This is a genomic window from Paracoccus sediminis (assembly GCF_900188295.1).
In the GTDB taxonomy this organism is placed as follows: domain Bacteria; phylum Pseudomonadota; class Alphaproteobacteria; order Rhodobacterales; family Rhodobacteraceae; genus Paracoccus; species Paracoccus sediminis.
This window is the reverse complement of the sequence record NZ_FZNM01000001.1, coordinates 173,965-192,348: the sequence shown is the minus strand read 5'-3', so window position 1 is coordinate 192,348 and position 18,384 is coordinate 173,965. Positions and strand designations below refer to the sequence as shown.

Genomic DNA, 18,384 nt, shown 5'->3' with positions numbered 1-18,384 from the left:
GCGGCCCCAGTCGATCCAGGGCCGCAGATTCGTGCCTGTTATCAGAGACCGGTGGACACGTCGATGGTGTTGCCCGGCTCCAGGGTCACATAGGCCTTCTTCACGTCGCTGCGGCGGCCGAGGATGCCCTTGAACCGCTTTTGCTTGCCCTTGGTGATGGTCGTGTTGATCGCCTTCACCTTGACGCCGAACAGCGCCTCGACCGCCTGCTTGATCTGCGGCTTGTTGGCATCCTTGGACACCTGAAAGACCACGCCGTTGTTTTCGGACGTCATCGTGGCCTTTTCGGTGATGATCGGCTTGACGATCACGTCGTAATGTTCAGCTTTCGCGCTCATTTCAACCGAGCCTCCAGAGCTTCGACACCCGACCGCGTAATCACCAGAGTGTCGCGCTTGAGGATGTCATACACGTTGGCGCCCATCGACGGCAGGATGTCCACGCCTTCGATGTTGCGGGCGGCACGGGCAAAGCCTTCGTTGACCTCGGACCCGTCGATCACCAGCACGCGCTTCCAGCCGTTTTCGCGAACGGCCTTGGCAACCGCGGCAGTCTTGGCGTCCGTCAGGTTCAGATCCTCGACGATCACCAGTTCGCCCGCGGTGGCCTTGGCCGACAGCGCATGGCGCAGGCCCAAGGCCCGCACCTTCTTGGGCAGGTCGAAGGCATGCGAACGCGGGGTCGGACCCTTGTAGGTGCCGCCGTGACGGAAGGTCGGCGCCTTGCGCGATCCGTGGCGGGCGCCGCCGGTGCCCTTCTGGCGATAGATCTTCTTGGTCGAATAGCTGACGTCCGACTTGCCCAGCACCGAATGGGTGCCGGCCTGCGCCTTGGCGCGCTGCCAGCGGACGACGCGTTGCAGGATGTCGCCGCGCGGCTCCAGCCCGAAGATGTCGTCGGCCAGCTCGATCGACCCGGCGACGCCGGAATCCAGCTTGATTACATCAAGTTTCATCACTTGTCTCCTTCGGGCGCGGCGGCAGTGTCGCCGTCGGCAGCCTTGTCCGCGTTCGGATCGGCGGCTTCCTTGTCGGCAGCGATCGCAGCCTGCGCTTCGGCCAACGCAGCCTCCTCGGCGGCGGCGGCTTCGGCGGCGGCGGCCTCGCGGGCGGCTTCCTCGGCGGCGGCGGCCTCGGCGGCGGCGGCTTCGGCCAGGCGCTTGGCTTCGGCGGCAGCCGATTTCAGCGCGGCGGGATAGATCACGTTGTCAGGCACAGCCTTCTTCACGGCGTCCTTGATCGTGACCCAGCCGCCCTTGGAACCGGGAACCGAACCCTTGACCATAATCAGGCCACGGTCGGCATCGGTGCGCACGACTTGCAGGTTCTGCGTGGTGACGCGAACGGCGCCCAGATGGCCTGCCATTTTCTTGCCCTTGAACACCTTCCCGGGGTCCTGGCACTGGCCGGTGGACCCGTGCGAACGGTGGCTGATCGACACGCCGTGGCTGGCCCGCAGACCGCCGAAGTTGTGGCGTTTCATGGCGCCCGCAAAGCCCTTGCCGATCGAGGTGCCGGCGATGTCCACGAACTGACCCGCGAAATAATGGTCAGCCGTGATTTCCTCGCCCACGTTGATGAGGTTTTCCTCGGCCACGCGGAATTCCGCGATCTTGCGCTTGGGCGCGACGCTGGCCTTGGCAAAGTGGCCGCGCATCGCGGCAGTCGTACGCTTGGCCTTGGCGTCGCCGGCGCCCAGCTGCACGGCGGTATAGCCGTCGCGCGCGGCGGTGCGCTGATCGACCACTTGCAGATTGTCCAGTTGCAGGACGGTGACGGGAACCTGACGGCCGTCTTCCAGGAACAGCCGGGTCATGCCCAGTTTCTTGGCGATGATACCAGTACGCAGCATGATCGCCCCCTTACACCTTGATCTCGACATCCACGCCGGCGGCGAGGTCGAGCTTCATCAGGGCGTCAACGGTCTGCGGGGTCGGGTCGACGATGTCCAGCAGGCGCTTGTGGGTGCGGATTTCCCACTGGTCGCGCGATTTCTTGTCGATGTGCGGGCCACGCAGGACGGTGAATTTCTCGATCTTGTTCGGCAGCGGAATCGGGCCGCGAACGGTCGCGCCGGTGCGCTTGGCGGTGTTGACGATTTCCTGGGTGCTGGCCTCCAGCACGCGGTAATCGAACGCCTTCAGCCGAATCCGGATGTTCTGACTTTGCATTCGTCATCCCTCGATCTGTGAGGGTTTCAGTCGAGAGGCTGACCACGCACCACGCGAGCGCCAGCGTCGGACCCTTATCGCAAAAACTGCAAGGCCGCCCCCATAGCGGGCGACCTTGTCAGGTGCAACCGATTCTTTGCGGATCGATTACGATGGACGGCTTTTCCCAACTTCGCACCCGGGTGTCAACCTGCTATTCTGACTTGGTCGCAGGTGACCCCTAGTCAGTGTCAGGATGGATGACTATGCTTGATGAGAACTCAATAAATCCGAAGTTATTTAATCATTACTCGCACTACCTGACGCAAATTGATGAGATCGACTACAGCGGCGACCGGGCCTACTTAACGTGCGAAGACGTCTTGGACGCTCATTATTTGATATGCGATCATTTCCTCCAACTCGGAGAGGGGATCGCTGGCTTTGGCCCAAAGGACTTCGGGTTGCTGTCATCAGCAGTATCCCGACAGCTTGCGTCGGCGGGCGGTAAGTTTGTTTACGATGACTTATGGGATATTGCGTCGTCGCTCATATTTGGTCTTATCAACGACCATCCTTTTCACGATGGGAACAAGCGGACAGCGTTTCTTAGCTCCGTCTTTTTTATGATGCAGCACAACTACTTGCCATCAGTTGACATTGAAGCGATCGAAGACTTTACAGTCGAGATTGCCGACTACAAACGTAAGTGGGGCAAGTATCTGACCGTGGAAGAAATCTCATCAACATTTCGGACCATGTTTCGTCGACAAGATAATCGGATTGCCTACATTGTAACCTTTAACGAGCTGCAAGGATTGTTGCGCCAGCATCAATGCTCGATAGGCGACCCCCAAGGTAACTACATCAACGTTTACCGTGGCGAAAATCGTGTTGCGCACATCGGCTTTCCCGGTTGGTCCAAAGAAGTATCTCGAAACGCCATTTCTACCGTTCGCAAGATGACAGGGCTCATCCCGGAGAACGGAGTAGATGCGCAGGTTTTCTTCAAGGGTGCCGACCCACTGTCGGTTCTGATTGGCCACTACGAGGAGCCTTTACGCCGTTTAGCCTTCCGGTAATAGAAGGCCCGCCCCTTTTCGGGACGGGCCTCTCGTGTCTCTCGCTTCGCCGGGGACTTACCCCGCGCGCGACCTCACTTCAGGATCTTGCTCACCACGCCGGCGCCGACGGTCCGACCACCCTCACGGATGGCGAAGCGCAGCTTTTCCTCCATGGCGATCGGCGCGATCAGCTCGACCTCGAACTTCAGGTTGTCGCCCGGCATCACCATCTCGGTGCCCTCGGGCAGCTTGACGGTCCCGGTCACGTCCGTGGTGCGGAAGTAGAACTGCGGCCGGTAGTTCGCGAAGAACGGCGTGTGCCGCCCGCCCTCCTCCTTGGTCAGGATATAGGCCTCGGCCTCGAAGGTGGTGTGCGGGTTGACCGACTTGGGCTTGCACAGCACCTGGCCGCGCTCCACCCCGTCGCGGTCGATGCCGCGCAAGAGCACGCCCACGTTGTCGCCCGCTTCCCCGCGGTCCAAGAGCTTGCGGAACATCTCGACGCCCGTGCAGGTGGTCTTGCGGGTGTCGCGGATGCCCACGATCTCCAGCTCGTCGCCCACGTTGACCGCGCCGCGCTCGATCCGGCCCGTCACCACCGTGCCGCGGCCCGAGATCGAGAACACGTCCTCGATCGGCATCAGGAACGGCTGGTCGATCGCGCGCTCGGGCGTCGGGATGTATTCGTCCACGGCGGCGATCAGCGCGCGGATCGAATCCTCGCCGATCTCCTTGTCGGTGCCGTTCATCGCCGCCAGCGCCGAGCCCTTGATGATCGGGATGTCGTCGCCCGGATAGTCGTAGGAGGACAGCAACTCGCGCACCTCCATCTCGACCAGCTCCAGCAGCTCCTCGTCATCCACCTGGTCGACCTTGTTGAGGTACACGACCATGTAGGGGATGCCCACCTGGCGGCCCAAGAGGATATGCTCGCGCGTTTGCGGCATCGGGCCGTCGGCGGCGTTGACAACCAGGATCGCGCCGTCCATCTGCGCCGCGCCGGTGATCATGTTCTTGACGTAGTCGGCGTGGCCCGGACAGTCCACATGCGCGTAATGGCGCGCCTCCGATTCGTATTCCACATGCGCGGTCGAGATGGTGATCCCCCGCGCCCGCTCCTCAGGCGCCCCGTCGATCTGGTCATAGGCGCGGAATTCGCCGAAATACTTCGTGATCGCCGCCGTCAGCGTCGTCTTGCCGTGGTCAACATGGCCAATCGTGCCAATGTTGACATGCGGTTTCGTCCGTTCAAACTTTGCCTTTGCCATCGCGCAGGGCTCCTCAATTCATCTTTTCAAGGGATGGGCGGGACCAAGGCCCCGCCCCGCCGGTCAGGCGTATTTCTTCTGGATCTCGTCCGAGATGTTCTGCGGCACGGCCTCGTAATGGTCGAACTGCATCGTGAACACCGCACGGCCAGACGACATCGAGCGCAGGTTGTTGATGTAGCCGAACATGTTGGCCAGCGGCACGAAGGCGTCGATGACGTTGGCGTTGCCGCGGCTGTCCTGGCCGCGGACCATGCCGCGACGGCTGGTCAGATCGCCGATGATCGACCCCGTGTACTCCTCGGGGGTCACCACCTCGACCTTCATGATCGGTTCCAGCAGCTTGGCACCGGCCTTGCGCAGGCCCTCGCGCATCGCAGCGCGCGAGGCGATCTCGAAGGCCAGGACCGAGGAGTCGACATCGTGGAAGGCACCGTCCAGCAGCGCCACCTTGAAGTCAATCACCGGGAAGCCCGCCAGCGGACCCGAATCCATCACCGACTTGATGCCCTTTTCGACGCCCGGAATGTATTCCTTGGGTACCGCGCCGCCGACGATCTTGGATTCGAAGGAATAGCCTTCGCCCGGCTCGGTCGGGTCGATCTTCAGCTTGACGCGGGCGAACTGGCCCGTGCCGCCGGTCTGCTTCTTGTGGGTATAGTCGATCTCGGCCGGCTGGCTAATCGTTTCGCGATAGGCCACCTGCGGGGCGCCGATGTTCGCCTCGACCTTGAACTCGCGCTTCATGCGGTCCACCAGAATGTCGAGGTGAAGTTCGCCCATGCCCTTCATGATTGTCTGGCCGGATTCCATGTCGGTCTCGACGCGGAAGGACGGATCCTCGGCGGACAGGCGCTGAAGGGCAAGGCCCATCTTTTCCTGGTCGGCCTTGGATTTCGGCTCCACGGCGATCTCGATCACGGGTTCGGGGAAGGTCATGGTCTCTAGGACCACCGGCTTGGCGGGATCGCACAGCGTGTCGCCCGTGGTCGTGTCCTTGAGGCCCGCCAGCGCGATGATGTCGCCCGCAAAGGCTTCCTCGATTTCCTCGCGGTTGATCGAGTGCATCATCATCATCCGGCCGACGCGCTCGCGTTTGCCCTTGGTCGCGTTCAGCATCTGGTCGCCCTTCTTGAGCTGACCGGAATACAGGCGCGTAAAGGTCAGCGAACCGACGAAGGGGTCGTTCATGATCTTAAACGCCAGGCCCGAGAACGGCTGCGCGTCATCGGCATTCCGCTCGATATTGCGGGTCTCGCTCTCGTCGCCGGGCGCGAAGCCCAGATAGGCGGGCACGTCCAGCGGCGAGGGCAGGAAGTCGATGACCGAGTTCAGCAGCGGCTGCACGCCCTTGTTTTTGAATGCCGAACCCGCCGTGACCGGGAAGAAGGACAGCGACAGCGTGCCCTTGCGGATCAGCGCGCGCAGGGTCGCCTCGTCAGGCTCGTTGCCCTCCAGATAGGCTTCCATTGCGGCGTCGTCCTGTTCGACGACCAGTTCGATCAGGTTCATGCGCCATTCCAGCGCCAGATCGTTCAGGTCGGCCCGGATCGGCTTGCGCACCCAGGACGCGCCCAGATCCTCGCCTTCCCAGACCCATTCTTCCATCTTGATAAGGTCGATGATGCCTTCCAGCTTGTCCTCGGCCCCGATCGGCAGGGCGATCGGGCACGGGATGCCGCCGGTGCGGTCCTTAATCATGCGGACGCAGTTGAAGAAGTCGGCGCCGATCTTGTCCATCTTGTTGACGAACACGATCCGCGGAACCTTGTAGCGGTCGGCCTGGCGCCAGACGGTCTCGGTCTGCGGCTCGACCCCGGCGTTGGCGTCCAGCAGGCAGATCGCGCCGTCCAGAACCGCCAGCGAACGCTCGACCTCGATGGTGAAGTCCACGTGGCCGGGCGTGTCGATGATGTTGAAGCGGTATTTCGTCTCCGAGGTGCCCTCGGTGGTCGGATCCTCCTGGCGCTGCCAGAACGTGGTGGTCGCGGCAGACGTGATCGTGATGCCGCGCTCCTGCTCTTGCTCCATCCAGTCCATGGTCGCGGCGCCGTCGTGCACTTCGCCGATCTTGTGCGACTTGCCGGTATAGTAAAGGATACGCTCGGTCGTCGTCGTCTTGCCGGCATCGATATGGGCCATGATGCCAAAGTTGCGATAACGCTGAAGCGGATATTCGCGTGCCATGGTCTGAATCCTTTTGCCTTACCAGCGATAGTGGCTGAACGCCTTGTTCGCGTCGGCCATCTTGTGCGTGTCTTCGCGTTTCTTGACGGCCGTGCCGCGGCCGTTCACCGCATCGGCCAGTTCGCCCGCAAGACGTTCTTCCATCGTGTGTTCGTTGCGCTTGGCGGCGGCCGTTATCAGCCAGCGGATCGCCAGAGCCTCGCGGCGGACGGGACGGACTTCGACGGGAACCTGATAGGTGGCACCGCCGACGCGGCGCGAACGCACCTCGACGGACGGCTTCACGTTTTCCAGCGCCTCGTGAAAGACCTCGATCGGTTCGCGTTTCAAACGGGCCTGAACGCGATCCAGGGCCGAATAGACGATGCGTTCGGCAACCGATTTCTTGCCGTCAACCATCAGGTTGTTCATGAATTTGGTCAGCACGCGATCGCCGAATTTGGCGTCGGGCAGGACTTCGCGCTTTTCAGCGGCGTGACGACGGGACATCGATGTCTCTCCTTATTTCGGACGCTTGGCGCCGTATTTCGAACGACGCTGGCGACGATCCTTGACGCCTTGGGTATCCAGCACACCGCGCAGGATGTGATAACGGACACCCGGAAGGTCTTTCACGCGGCCGCCACGGATCAGCACGACGCTGTGTTCCTGGAGGTTGTGCTTTTCGCCCGGAATATAGGAGATGACCTCGAAGCCATTCGTCAGGCGCACCTTGGCGACCTTCCGCATGGCGGAGTTCGGTTTCTTCGGCGTCGTGGTGTAGACGCGCGTGCAGACGCCGCGCTTTTGCGGACATCCTTGCAGGTGCTGCGATTTGCTGCGCTGCACCTTGGGCTGCCGCGGCTTGCGGATCAGCTGTTGAATCGTCGGCATTCGGTTCCCCGTCTTGCTTTCGTCAATACTCGCAACCGGTCGGTTGCGCCCCTTCTCGACGGCATGTCACGCGAATCGTGAAATGCCAAACCCATCCGTCCCCGGATTCCGGGGTGGAGGGAAGAATTCCAGAGGATCGGGGCAGTTACCGGCCCGGATCGTGACCACAAAAGGTTCTGGTCCCGAACGGTTTCCCGGCGGGTGTGCGGCGTATAGGGGGAATCGCCAGGGGTGTCAACATGACCCACCCAGGGCCTCCCCCCGCGCAAGATCGTCCAGTTCGGCCTGGCCAAGACCGAAACGCGAGGCAAGCTGGCGATCCAGGTCGTCGGCCGCGATCTCGTATCCGATGCCGGGGCCGATGTCGCCGGAATCGCTGTCGGGGTGAATGCCGCGAATGAACATCAACGGCTGCGTGACCGCCACCCCCGGCATCCACAGGGGCAGTCTGGTATGGTTGAAATGCAGCGCGGTCTTGGGTTCTTCGGGCGGCAGAAAGACCGTCAGCGCAACGCCCATGTTGTGCGCGATCCGTGGCACGAACTGGGCGCCTCCCGCCCCTGCCCGCAACATCAGTCCGCGCGAATGGTCCAGCGACAGGCGCCCGTGGGCGCGCCAAAGCCCGCGCACCCGCAGGAAATCGCGGCGGGCGCGGGTGATATAGTCCAGCGCCACCGCGTCGTCGTCGTCGTGGCGGAAATGGCCCACGACATCCGCCCCCGCATCGACATGCGGGGCAACCGCTGCGCGGCAGGCGTCCAGGTGGCGGTCCATGGGCGGGACAATCTCCAGCCGCATCTGGGGGGTGGCCGCAGCCAGATCGTGCAGGCGCGACCGATACGGCTGGGGAAGATCGGGGCCGGTCATGATAACCAGCGTGAAGTCCGGATCCGTCTGGGCCAGCCATCCCGGCAGCGCCAGGGTCGTGAACCACCGCCAGCGGCGGGCCAGCCGGTCCGGGTCGTACAGAAACGCCCGCCGTTCCGCGACCGTCTGGTGATCCCGCTGATAGCCCCGCAGGCCGAGATAGGAAAACCGGCACAGGCCCAGCATCTGCACCCGCATCAGCGGACCTTGCCCAGCTGCGCCTCGCGCCAGATGGTATAGATGCCCGCCGCAACGACCATGGCCGACCCCGCCCAGGTCCACAGATCCGGCCATTCGTCAAAGACCAGCAGCCCCATCAGGATCGCCACCAGCAGCGAGGTATAGCGGAACGGCGCGACATAGGAGATCTCGCCCACCCGCATCGCGGCGACCGCCGTGACATAGCCGACGGTCAGGATGGCCGCACCGGTCGCCAGCAGCAGGATCTGGATCAGGTCGGGCATCACCCATCCCTGCACCAGGCTCAGCAGGAACCCGGTCAGCGTGACGCCCGCCGCCGCATAAAAGGCGATGGTGGCCGAACTGATGTGGCGGTCAAAGCCGCGCGTCGCCAGATCGCGCACGGCCACCATCGCCATGGCCCCCAGGGCCACCACCGCCCAGGCGCCGAAGACGGCGCCCCCCGGCCGCAGGATCAGCAGCACGCCCAGAAACCCGAAGATCACCGCGCTGATCCGCCGCCAGCCCAGCGTTTCGCCGAAAAACAGCGCGGCCGCGACCATCACCACCAGCGGCAGCGCCTGCATGATCGCCGACAGGTCGCCCATGGCCATGTTTTGCAGGGCATTCAGGAACAACACGGTCGAGGCGACCTCGCCCAGCGACCGCCATGCCATCGGTCCGCGCGCGGGCGCCGGAATGTTCAGGGACAGCCCGCCCAGCCGGGGCGCGACAGCGGCGATGAACACCATCACCATGACGCCGCGCAGGGTGATGGATTGGTACAAGGGCAGATCCTGCGCGACAAACTTCATCACAGTGTCGTTCAGGCCAAAGGCCACCATGGACAGGGCCATGACCAAGGCGCCGCGCAGGTTGTCGCCGGACCGCAGGGGCACGTACCGGACCGAGGCCGGCTTCATCCGGCGGATCGGCGACATGATGGGGGTGCGCATGGAAACCTCGTCCTGTTGACTGGGACAGAGGGGCATTCGTGCGGAACTGTCAAGACAAGCAGACGTGGAAAAGGCCCGGCACAAGGCCGGGCCTTTTCAGGATGGTAGCGAACGCGATCAGTCCGCGTCGCGCGCCTCGGGCAGGTCGGCTGCGATGCCGGACGACGCTTCCTCGATCGACGGCGCGATCAGCGCCGCCGCCGATTCCGCCTCGGCGCGGCGCGCCTCGATCACCTCGGCGTCGCGTTCCGTCGCGATGCGGCGGACGCGGGCCGTGGCGCCGCCCGTGCCGGCCGGGATCAGCCGGCCGACGATGACGTTTTCCTTGAGCCCCAGCAGCTTGTCGCGCTTGCCCTGCACGGCGGCCTCGGTCAGGACGCGGGTCGTTTCCTGGAAGGACGCGGCCGAGATGAAGCTGCGGGTCTGCAGGCTGGCCTTGGTGATGCCCAGCAGGACCGGCTCGCCCTTGGCGGGGCGGCCGCCCTTGCCTTCGCTCTTGGCGTTTTCTTCCTCGAACTCGTCGCGCTCGACATGCTCGCCCTTCAGCAGGGTCGTGTCGCCGCTGTCGGTGATCTCGATCTTTTGCAGCATCTGGCGAACGATCACCTCGATGTGCTTGTCGTTGATCTTCACACCTTGCAGCCGGTAAACGTCCTGCACCTCGTCGATCAGATAGTCCGCAAGCGCCTCGATCCCCATGATCCGCAGAATGTCGTGCGGGGCGGGATTGCCGTCCATGATATAGTCGCCCTTTTGCACGAAGTCGCCTTCCTGCACCGGGATGTGCTTGCCTTTCGGCACCATGTATTCCACGGGCGTGCCGCCTTCTTCCGACGGCTCGATGGTGATGCGGCGCTTGTTCTTGTAGTCCTTGCCGAACCGCACATAGCCATCGACTTCGGCGATGATCGCATGGTCCTTGGGACGACGGGCCTCGAACAGTTCGGCCACGCGGGGCAGACCCCCGGTGATGTCCTTGGTCCGGGCGCCTTCGCGCGGAATGCGCGCCACAACGTCGCCCGCGCGGATTTCCTGCTGGTCTTCGACCGACAGGACCGCATCCACCGACATGGGATAGCTGATCGGATTGCCCTGCTCGTTGCGCACCGGCTCTCCGTTCTCGTCCATGACGATGATCTCGGGCTTCAGGTCGTTGCCCTTGGGCGCCGAACGCCAGTCGGTCACGATCTTCTGCGTCATGCCGGTCGTGTCGTCGGTTTCGTCGCGCACCGAGATGCCCGACACCAGATCGACAAAACGGGTGATGCCGCCCTTTTCGGCGATGATCGGCAGGGTATAGGGATCCCATTCGAACAGCTTGGCGCCGCGGATGACCCGTTCGCCTTCCTTCACGAACAGCTTGCTGCCGTAGAACAGCTTGTGGCTGGCGCGTTCCTGGCCCTGGTCGTCCAGGATCAGCAACTGCATGTTGCGCGACATCACGACCTGTTCGCCATTGGCGTTGGTCAGGATGTTTTCGTTGCGGAACTGGACCGTGCCCTCGTGAGAGGCGGCCTGGAACGACTGCTGGCCGCCTTGGGCGATGCCGCCGATGTGGAACGTCCGCATCGTCAGCTGCGTGCCGGGTTCGCCGATCGACTGCGCGGCGATGATGCCCACCGCCTCGCCGATGTTGACCAGCGTGCCGCGGGCCAGATCGCGGCCATAGCACAGCGCGCAGATCCCGTCTTCGGATTCGCAGGTCAGGGCTGACCGGATGCGGACCGACTGCACGCCGGCCTGTTCGATGGCGTCGGCCTTGCGTTCGTCGATCACCTCGTTGGCGCGGACGATGATTTCGTCCTCGCCCGGCACCAGCACATCCTCGGCCGCGGTCCGGCCCAGCACGCGTTCGGCCAGCGGGCTGATGACCTCGCCGTCGTTCACGGCGGCGGATGCCGTGATCGCCTGTTCCGTGCCGCAGTCGTGTTCGCGGATGATGCAGTCCTGCGCCACATCCACCAGACGCCGCGTCAGATAGCCCGAGTTCGCGGTCTTCAACGCCGTGTCCGACAGGCCTTTGCGGGCGCCGTGGGTGGAGTTGAAGTATTCAAGAACGGTCAGGCCTTCCTTGAAGTTCGAGATGATCGGCGTCTCGATGATCTCGCCCGAGGGCTTGGCCATCAATCCGCGCATGCCGCCCAGTTGCTTCATCTGGTTGGTCGAACCGCGCGCGCCCGAATGCGCCATCATGTAGACGCTGTTCGGCTCCATCTCGGCGCCGGTCTTGTCCTTCTTGGTGGCCGAGATGGTGGACATCATGGCCTCGGTCACGCGGTCGTTGCATTTGGACCAGGCGTCCACGACCTTGTTGTACTTCTCGCCCTGGGTGATGAGGCCGTCGAGATATTGCTGCTCGAACTCCTTCACCTGCTCCTGGACTTCCTCGACGATGGACCACTTGTTGTCGGGCACCACCATGTCGTCCTTGCCGAAGCTGATGCCGGCACGGAACGCCTCGCGGAAGCCGAGACCCATGATCTGGTCGCAGAAGATCACCGATTCCTTCTGTCCGCAGTAGCGGTAGACGGTGTCGATGACGACCTGCACGTCCTTCTTGCGCAGCAGGCGGTTGACCAGTTCGAACGGCGCCTTGGCGTTCATCGGCAGCAGCGCGCCCAGCCGGACACGGCCCGGCGTGGTCTCATACCGCTTGACGACCTCGTTGCCGTTCTCGTCGATCTGCTTGATGCGCGCGGTGATCTTGGCGTGCAGATGCACCTCGCCGGCGGCAAGGGCGTGCTCGACCTCGTTCACATTGGCAAAGGCCATGCCCTCGCCCTTCATGCCGTCGCGCTGCATCGACACATAATACAGCCCCAGAACCATGTCTTGGCTCGGCACGATGATCGGCGCGCCGTTGGCGGGCGACAGCACGTTGTTCGTGGACATCATCAGGACGCGCGCTTCCAGCTGCGCTTCCAGCGACAGGGGAACGTGCACGGCCATCTGGTCGCCGTCGAAATCGGCGTTAAAGGCCGAACAGACCAGCGGGTGCAGCTGGATCGCCTTGCCTTCGATCAGGATCGGCTCGAACGCCTGGATGCCCAGACGGTGCAGCGTGGGGGCGCGGTTCAGCAGGACCGGGTGTTCGCGGATGACCTCGTCCAGGATGTCCCAGACCTCGGGGCGCTCCTTTTCGACCAGCTTCTTGGCCTGCTTGACGGTGGACGACAGACCCTTCGCCTCAAGCCGCGAATAGATGAACGGCTTGAACAGTTCCAAGGCCATCTTCTTGGGCAGGCCGCACTGGTGCAGCTTCAGTTCCGGACCGGTCACGATGACCGAACGGCCCGAAAAGTCCACGCGCTTGCCCAGCAGGTTCTGCCGGAAACGGCCCTGCTTGCCCTTCAGCATGTCGGACAGCGACTTCAGCGGGCGACGGTTGTTGCCGGTGATGACGCGGCCGCGGCGGCCGTTGTCGAACAGCGCATCGACCGATTCCTGCAACATCCGCTTTTCGTTGCGCACGATGATGTCGGGCGCGCGCAGCTCGATCAGCCGCTTGAGCCGGTTGTTGCGGTTGATGACGCGACGGTACAGGTCGTTCAGGTCGGACGTGGCGAACCGGCCGCCGTCCAGCGGAACCAGCGGGCGCAGTTCCGGCGGAATGACCGGAATGACGGTCAGCACCATCCATTCGGGACGATTGCCCGATTCCAGGAACGATTCCACGATCTTCAGGCGCTTGATGATCTTCTTGGGCTTCAGTTCGCCTGTCGCCTCTTTCAGGTCTTCGCGCAACTGGTCGGCCGTCGCTTGCAGGTCGATGTTGGCCAGCATCGCGCGGATCGCCTCGGCCCCGATGTCGGCCTGGAAGGCGTCGGCGCCATAGCTGTCCTGCGCGTCGAGGAATTCCTCCTCGTTCAACAACTGGCCATAGGTCAGGTCGGTCAGGCCCGGTTCGATCACCACATAGTTTTCGAAATACAGGATCCGTTCCAGATCGCGCAGCGTCATGTCCAGCATCAGGCCGATGCGGCTGGGCAGCGATTTCAGGAACCAGATATGGGCCACGGGCGCGGCCAGTTCGATATGGCCCATGCGTTCGCGGCGGACCTTTTGCAGGGTCACCTCGACGCCGCACTTCTCGCAGACCAGGCCGCGATATTTCATGCGCTTGTATTTGCCGCACAGGCATTCATAGTCCTTGATCGGCCCGAAGATTCGCGCGCAGAACAACCCGTCCCGCTCGGGCTTGAACGTGCGATAGTTGATCGTCTCGGGCTTCTTCACCTCGCCAAAGGACCAGGCGAGGATTTCCTCGGGCGAGGCCAGCGAGATCTTGATTTCGTCGAACTGCCGCGGCGGGGCCAGCGGGTTCAGGGGATTGGTGGCAAGTTCCTGGTTCATTGCTCGTCCCTTTTTCTAAAGACGATCGAACATCCTGCTAACGTACAGCCGGTCGCAGAAAATCCGATAAGCGATTGATGTTTTTGCGATGTCGAAGTGAGGAACCATTCTACTGAGCAATCCTTGAAGTAGGAAACCCCAGCAATATGGGTAGCATCTGGATAATTGGACGACGCGAGAAAACTATCTGAATAGTTTCCAAGCGACGACCAATCCCATCTCATGTCATCAGCATTCACCTGCGTGTCCTCATCCTCACCATCAATGGCTAAGATGAGTGTGCCGCATGGCACTATCTGATTCACTCCTCCTCCTCCGCATCCAGGAGTTCCATGTTGAGGCCCAGACCCCGGACCTCCTTGACCAGCACGTTGAACGATTCCGGCACGCCGGCCTCGAAGTTGTCGTCGCCCTTGACGATGCTCTCATAGACCTTGGTCCGACCCGCCACGTCGTCCGACTTGACCGTCAGCATTTCCTGCAAGGTATAGGCGGCGCCATAGGCTTCCAGCGCCCAGACCTCCATCTCTCCCAGGCGCTGACCGCCGAACTGCGCCTTGCCGCCCAGCGGCTGCTGGGTCACGAGGCTGTAAGGCCCGGTCGAACGGGCGTGCATCTTGTCATCGACAAGGTGGTGCAGCTTCAGGACATATTTCATGCCCACCGTCACCTTGCGCGAAAACTGCTCTCCCGTGCGGCCATCGAAGACCACCGACTGACCCGAGGTGTCGAAACCGGCCCGCGTCAGCGCGTCGTTCACGTCGGCCTCCTTGGCGCCGTCGAAAACAGGCGTGGCGATGGGAACGCCGGTGCGCACGGTGCCCGCGTGTTCGACCAGCAGGTCGTCCTCCATGGCTTCGAACGTCTCGGCATACAGGTCGTCGCCATAGCCGATGCGCATCGCCTCGCGCACGGGGGCCAGATCGCCCTTCCGGCGATACTCCTCCAGCGCCTCGTCGATCTTGATGCCAAGGCCGCGCGATGCCCAGCCCATGTGGGTTTCCAGGATCTGTCCGACGTTCATGCGCGACGGCACGCCCAGCGGGTTCAGAACCAGATCGACCGGGGTGCCGTCCGCCAGGAACGGCATGTCCTCGATCGGGACGACCTTGGACACGACGCCCTTGTTGCCGTGACGACCGGCCATCTTGTCGCCCGCCTGCAACTTGCGCTTCACAGCGACAAAGACCTTGACCATCTTCATCACGCCCGGCGGCAGATCGTCGCCTTGGCGGACCTTCTCGACCTTGTCCTCGAAGCGGGCCTCAAGGGCCTTCTTCTGGGCGTCGTACTGATGGTTCAGCGCCTCGACTTCCTTGGCGGTGTCTTCCTCGCTGACGGCAAGCTGCCACCACTGGCCGCGCGACAGCGTGCCCAGCAGGTCGTTGCTGATCTCGGAATTCGCCTTGATGCCCTTGGGGCCCTTCACGGCGGTCTTGCCCAGGATCAGCGACTTCAGACGCGCATAGATGTTGCGGTCCAGGATCGCCTGCTCGTCGTCGCGGTCGCGCGCCAGACGCTCGACCTCCTCGCGCTCGATCTGAAGCGCGCGTTCGTCCTTGTCCACGCCGTGGCGGTTGAAGACGCGGACTTCCACGATCGTGCCATAGGCCCCCGGAGGCAGGCGCAGGGACGTGTCGCGCACATCCGAAGCCTTTTCACCAAAGATGGCGCGCAGCAGCTTTTCTTCCGGCGTCATCGGGCTTTCGCCCTTGGGGGTGATCTTGCCCACCAGGATATCGCCCGGCCCGACCTCGGCGCCGATATAGACGATGCCGGCTTCGTCGAGGTTGCGCAGCGCCTCCTCGCCGACGTTCGGGATGTCGCGGGTGATTTCCTCCGGCCCCAGCTTGGTGTCGCGGGCCGCCACCTCGTATTCGTCGATATGGATCGAGGTGAACACGTCGTCGCGGTGGATCCGCTCGGAAATGAGGATCGAGTCCTCGTAGTTGTAGCCGTTCCACGGCATGAAGGCCACGACCACGTTCCGGCCGATGGCCAGTTCGCCCTGATCGGTCGAGGGACCGTCGGCGATGACCTGATTGGCCACGACCTTTTCGCCCACCTTGACCAGCGGACGCTGGTTGATGGTCGAGGACTGGTTCGACCGCTTGAACTTGCGCAGACGATAGATGTCCACGCCCGCATCGCCCGCGCCCAGACCCTCGGTCGCGCGCACCACGATCCGCTGCGCGTCCACCTGGTCGATGACGCCGCCACGGCGTGCCATGATGGCCGCGCCGGAATCGCGGGCCACGGTCGCTTCCATGCCGGTGCCGACGAACGGCGCCTCGGCGCGCAGCAGGGGAACCGCCTGACGCTGCATGTTCGACCCCATCAACGCGCGGTTGGCGTCGTCGTTTTCCAGGAACGGGATCAGCGCGGCGGCGACCGACACCAGCTGCTTGGGCGACACGTCGATCAGGTCGATGGCATCGACCGGGTTCAAGGTGAAATCGCCCGCCTGACGGGTCGAGATCAGTTCATCGACGAACCGGCCGTCGGCATCCAGCGTCGCGTTGGCCTGGGCCACGGTGTGACGCATTTCTTCGGTTGCGGACATGTACACCACGTCGTCCGTAACCTGCCCCTCGATCACCTTGCGGTAAGGCGTTTCGATGAAGCCGTACTTGTTCACGCGGGCAAAGGTCGCCAGGCTGTTGATGAGGCCGATGTTCTGGCCTTCCGGCGTCTCGATGGGGCACATCCGGCCATAATGGGTCGGGTGAACGTCGCGCACCTCGAAGCCCGCGCGTTCGCGCGTCAGACCGCCCGGCCCAAGCGCCGACAGGCGGCGCTTGTGCGTCACCTCGGACAAGGGGTTGGTCTGGTCCATGAACTGCGACAGCTGGCTGGACCCAAAGAATTCACGCACCGCCGCGGCAGCGGGTTTCGCGTTGATAAGATCCTGCGGCATCACGGTGTCGATCTCGACGCCCGACATGCGTTCGCGGATCGCGCGTTCCATGCGCAGCAGGCCGACGCGGTACTGGTTTTCCATCAGTTCGCCGACGGACCGCACCCGGCGGTTGCCCAGGTGGTCGATGTCGTCGATCTCGCCCTTGCCGTCGCGCAGTTCGACCAGCCCGCGCACGCAGGCCACGATATCCTCGGGGCGCAGGGTCCGCTGGGTGTCGGGCGCGTCCAGATCCAGGCGCATGTTCATCTTGACCCGCCCGACGGCGGACAGGTCGTAACGCTCGCTGTCGAAGAACAGGCTGTTGAACAGGGTCTGCGCGGCCTCGACGGTGGGCGGCTCGCCCGGACGCATGACGCGATAGATATCCATCAGCGCGCCTTCGCGGTTCATGTTCTTGTCGGCGGCCATGGTGTTGCGGATATAGGGGCCGACATTGACATGATCGATGTCCAGCACCGGAATCTCGGTAATGCCATTGTCCAGCAGCACCTTCAGCAGGCCGCCGTTCAGATCGCCTTCCTTGTTGTATTCCGCCGTGATCTCGTCGCCCGCTTCGGCATAGATGAAGCCGGTGGTGTCGTTCACGATGTCCTTGGACACGAAGCGGCCGATGATGCGCTCGAACGGCACCAGCAGGTTCAGGGCCTCGCCGGTTTCCTGCAACTTCTTGACCAGGCGCGGCGTCACCTTGTCGCCCGCCTTTGCGATCACCTCGCCCGTGTCGGCGTTCACCAGGTCATAGGACGGCCGGGTGCCGCGGACGCGTTCCGGGAAGAACCGCGTGACCCAGCCCTGCGACCGGCCCTCGCGGCGCAGGGAATAATCCACGGTTTCGTAAAAGGCATCCATGATGCCTTCCTGGTCCATGCCCAGCGCATAGAGCAACGTCGTCACCGGCAGCTTGCGGCGGCGGTCGATGCGCGCGAACACCAGATCCTTGGCGTCGAATTCGAAATCCAGCCACGACCCGCGATAGGGGATGATCCGGCAGGCGAACAGCAGTTTCCCCGAAGAATGCGTCTTGCCGCGGTCGTGGTCGAAGAACACGCCAGGGCTGCGGTGCATCTGGGACACGACAACGCGTTCGGTGCCGTTCACGATGAACGTCCCGTTCAGGGTCATCAGGGGCATGTCGCCCATGAACACGTCCTGTTCCTTGATGTCCTTGACCGACTTGTTGCCCGAATTCTCATCGACATCGAACACGATCAGGCGCAGCGTCACCTTCAGCGGCGCGGCATAGGTCATGTCGCGCTGCTGGCATTCGTCCACGTCGTATTTGGGACGTTCCAGTTCGTACTTGACGAATTCCAGCGTCGCGGTCTCGTTGAAGTCCTTGATCGGGAAGACCGACTGAAAGACGCCCTGGATCCCCTCGCCATCATTGTGGCCGGTGCCTTCGCCCGAATTCAGGAAAAGATCATAAGAGGATTTCTGAACCTCGATCAGGTTCGGCATCTCCAAAACTTCGCGGATATTGCCATAATAGCGCCGGATACGCTTTTGGCCGACATAAGCTTGCGCCATGAGGTCTTGTCACCTTTCGTCTTCGCGCGCGGTCCGGGTC

14 protein-coding genes are annotated in these 18,384 nt (G+C 63.0%); 1 reads left to right on the top strand and 13 read right to left on the bottom strand.

What is annotated here, in order from left to right; genetic code table 11:
• Positions 1–41 precede the first annotated feature (41 nt).
• Genes CHB77_RS01025 through rpsJ form a run of 4 tightly spaced genes read right to left on the bottom strand, consistent with a single transcriptional unit; the run spans position 42 to position 2,170 of the window.
• Entirely contained in the window at positions 42–338 is a 297-nt protein-coding gene (locus CHB77_RS01025; RefSeq protein ID WP_089386320.1) for a 50S ribosomal protein L23, read from the bottom strand.
• The gene (gene rplD / locus CHB77_RS01020) at positions 335–955 is read right to left on the bottom strand and encodes a 50S ribosomal protein L4 (protein WP_089386319.1); all 621 of its coding nucleotides are present in this window, start codon (positions 953–955) and stop codon (positions 335–337) included. The genes CHB77_RS01025 and rplD overlap by 4 nt, the downstream gene beginning before the upstream one ends.
• Positions 955–1,851: a 50S ribosomal protein L3 gene (gene rplC, locus CHB77_RS01015; RefSeq protein WP_089386318.1), complete on the bottom strand. Its 897-nt coding sequence runs from the start codon at positions 1,849–1,851 to the stop codon at positions 955–957. The genes rplD and rplC overlap by 1 nt, the downstream gene beginning before the upstream one ends.
• Positions 1,852–1,861: 10 nt before the next feature.
• Entirely contained in the window at positions 1,862–2,170 is a 309-nt protein-coding gene (gene rpsJ / locus CHB77_RS01010) for a 30S ribosomal protein S10 (protein WP_089386317.1), read from the bottom strand.
• Positions 2,171–2,415: 245 nt separating this feature from the next.
• On the opposite strand from rpsJ, the gene CHB77_RS01005 reads away from it, so the two are divergent.
• Positions 2,416–3,231 carry a type II toxin-antitoxin system death-on-curing family toxin gene (locus CHB77_RS01005; protein ID WP_165456175.1) on the top strand — a complete coding sequence of 272 codons (816 nt, stop codon included), beginning with the start codon at positions 2,416–2,418 and terminating at the stop codon, positions 3,229–3,231.
• A 74-nt stretch (positions 3,232–3,305) separates the two neighbouring features.
• Here CHB77_RS01005 and tuf read toward each other — a convergent pair whose 3' ends face one another.
• From tuf to rpoB, 9 genes are all read right to left on the bottom strand, one after another.
• Complete coding sequence (tuf, locus tag CHB77_RS01000; RefSeq protein WP_089386295.1) at positions 3,306–4,481, bottom strand: elongation factor Tu; 1,176 nt, start codon at positions 4,479–4,481, stop codon at positions 3,306–3,308.
• 63 nt (positions 4,482–4,544) lie between these two features.
• Positions 4,545–6,668 carry an elongation factor G gene (fusA, locus tag CHB77_RS00995; RefSeq protein WP_089386315.1) on the bottom strand — a complete coding sequence of 708 codons (2,124 nt, stop codon included), beginning with the start codon at positions 6,666–6,668 and terminating at the stop codon, positions 4,545–4,547.
• An 18-nt stretch (positions 6,669–6,686) separates the two neighbouring features.
• Entirely contained in the window at positions 6,687–7,157 is a 471-nt protein-coding gene (gene rpsG, locus CHB77_RS00990) for a 30S ribosomal protein S7 (RefSeq protein ID WP_089386314.1), read from the bottom strand.
• A 12-nt stretch (positions 7,158–7,169) separates the two neighbouring features.
• Entirely contained in the window at positions 7,170–7,541 is a 372-nt protein-coding gene (rpsL, locus tag CHB77_RS00985; protein WP_022705687.1) for a 30S ribosomal protein S12, read from the bottom strand.
• 234 nt (positions 7,542–7,775) lie between these two features.
• A complete protein-coding gene (locus CHB77_RS00980) occupies positions 7,776–8,606 on the bottom strand; it encodes a glycosyltransferase (RefSeq protein ID WP_089386313.1) in 831 nt (276 codons plus the stop codon).
• A complete protein-coding gene (locus tag CHB77_RS00975; protein ID WP_089386312.1) occupies positions 8,606–9,544 on the bottom strand; it encodes a DMT family transporter in 939 nt (312 codons plus the stop codon). Before CHB77_RS00975 ends, CHB77_RS00980 begins: the two co-directional genes overlap by 1 nt.
• A gap of 117 nt (positions 9,545–9,661) precedes the next feature.
• Positions 9,662–13,897 carry a DNA-directed RNA polymerase subunit beta' gene (gene rpoC, locus CHB77_RS00970; RefSeq protein ID WP_089386311.1) on the bottom strand — a complete coding sequence of 1,412 codons (4,236 nt, stop codon included), beginning with the start codon at positions 13,895–13,897 and terminating at the stop codon, positions 9,662–9,664.
• Positions 13,894–14,202 carry a hypothetical protein gene (locus CHB77_RS17930; RefSeq protein ID WP_131023291.1) on the bottom strand — a complete coding sequence of 103 codons (309 nt, stop codon included), beginning with the start codon at positions 14,200–14,202 and terminating at the stop codon, positions 13,894–13,896. The genes rpoC and CHB77_RS17930 overlap by 4 nt, the downstream gene beginning before the upstream one ends.
• On the bottom strand, positions 14,199–18,344 hold the full coding sequence (rpoB, locus tag CHB77_RS00965; protein WP_089386310.1) for a DNA-directed RNA polymerase subunit beta: 4,146 nt from the start codon (positions 18,342–18,344) through the stop codon (positions 14,199–14,201). Before rpoB ends, CHB77_RS17930 begins: the two co-directional genes overlap by 4 nt.
• Positions 18,345–18,384 lie beyond the last annotated feature (40 nt).

Excerpts from the sequence above, each read along its gene's own strand:
- CHB77_RS01025 (WP_089386320.1), bottom strand. The coding sequence starts at position 338 with ATGAGCGCGAAAGCTGAACATTACGACGTGATCGTCAAGCCGATCATC.
- rplD (WP_089386319.1), bottom strand. The coding sequence starts at position 955 with ATGAAACTTGATGTAATCAAGCTGGATTCCGGCGTCGCCGGGTCGATC.
- rplC (WP_089386318.1), bottom strand. The coding sequence starts at position 1,851 with ATGCTGCGTACTGGTATCATCGCCAAGAAACTGGGCATGACCCGGCTG.
- rpsJ (WP_089386317.1), bottom strand. The coding sequence starts at position 2,170 with ATGCAAAGTCAGAACATCCGGATTCGGCTGAAGGCGTTCGATTACCGC.
- CHB77_RS01005 (WP_165456175.1), top strand. The coding sequence starts at position 2,416 with ATGCTTGATGAGAACTCAATAAATCCGAAGTTATTTAATCATTACTCG.
- tuf (WP_089386295.1), bottom strand. The coding sequence starts at position 4,481 with ATGGCAAAGGCAAAGTTTGAACGGACGAAACCGCATGTCAACATTGGC.
- fusA (WP_089386315.1), bottom strand. The coding sequence starts at position 6,668 with ATGGCACGCGAATATCCGCTTCAGCGTTATCGCAACTTTGGCATCATG.
- rpsG (WP_089386314.1), bottom strand. The coding sequence starts at position 7,157 with ATGTCCCGTCGTCACGCCGCTGAAAAGCGCGAAGTCCTGCCCGACGCC.
- rpsL (WP_022705687.1), bottom strand. The coding sequence starts at position 7,541 with ATGCCGACGATTCAACAGCTGATCCGCAAGCCGCGGCAGCCCAAGGTG.
- CHB77_RS00980 (WP_089386313.1), bottom strand. The coding sequence starts at position 8,606 with ATGCGGGTGCAGATGCTGGGCCTGTGCCGGTTTTCCTATCTCGGCCTG.
- CHB77_RS00975 (WP_089386312.1), bottom strand. The coding sequence starts at position 9,544 with ATGCGCACCCCCATCATGTCGCCGATCCGCCGGATGAAGCCGGCCTCG.
- rpoC (WP_089386311.1), bottom strand. The coding sequence starts at position 13,897 with ATGAACCAGGAACTTGCCACCAATCCCCTGAACCCGCTGGCCCCGCCG.
- rpoB (WP_089386310.1), bottom strand. The coding sequence starts at position 18,344 with ATGGCGCAAGCTTATGTCGGCCAAAAGCGTATCCGGCGCTATTATGGC.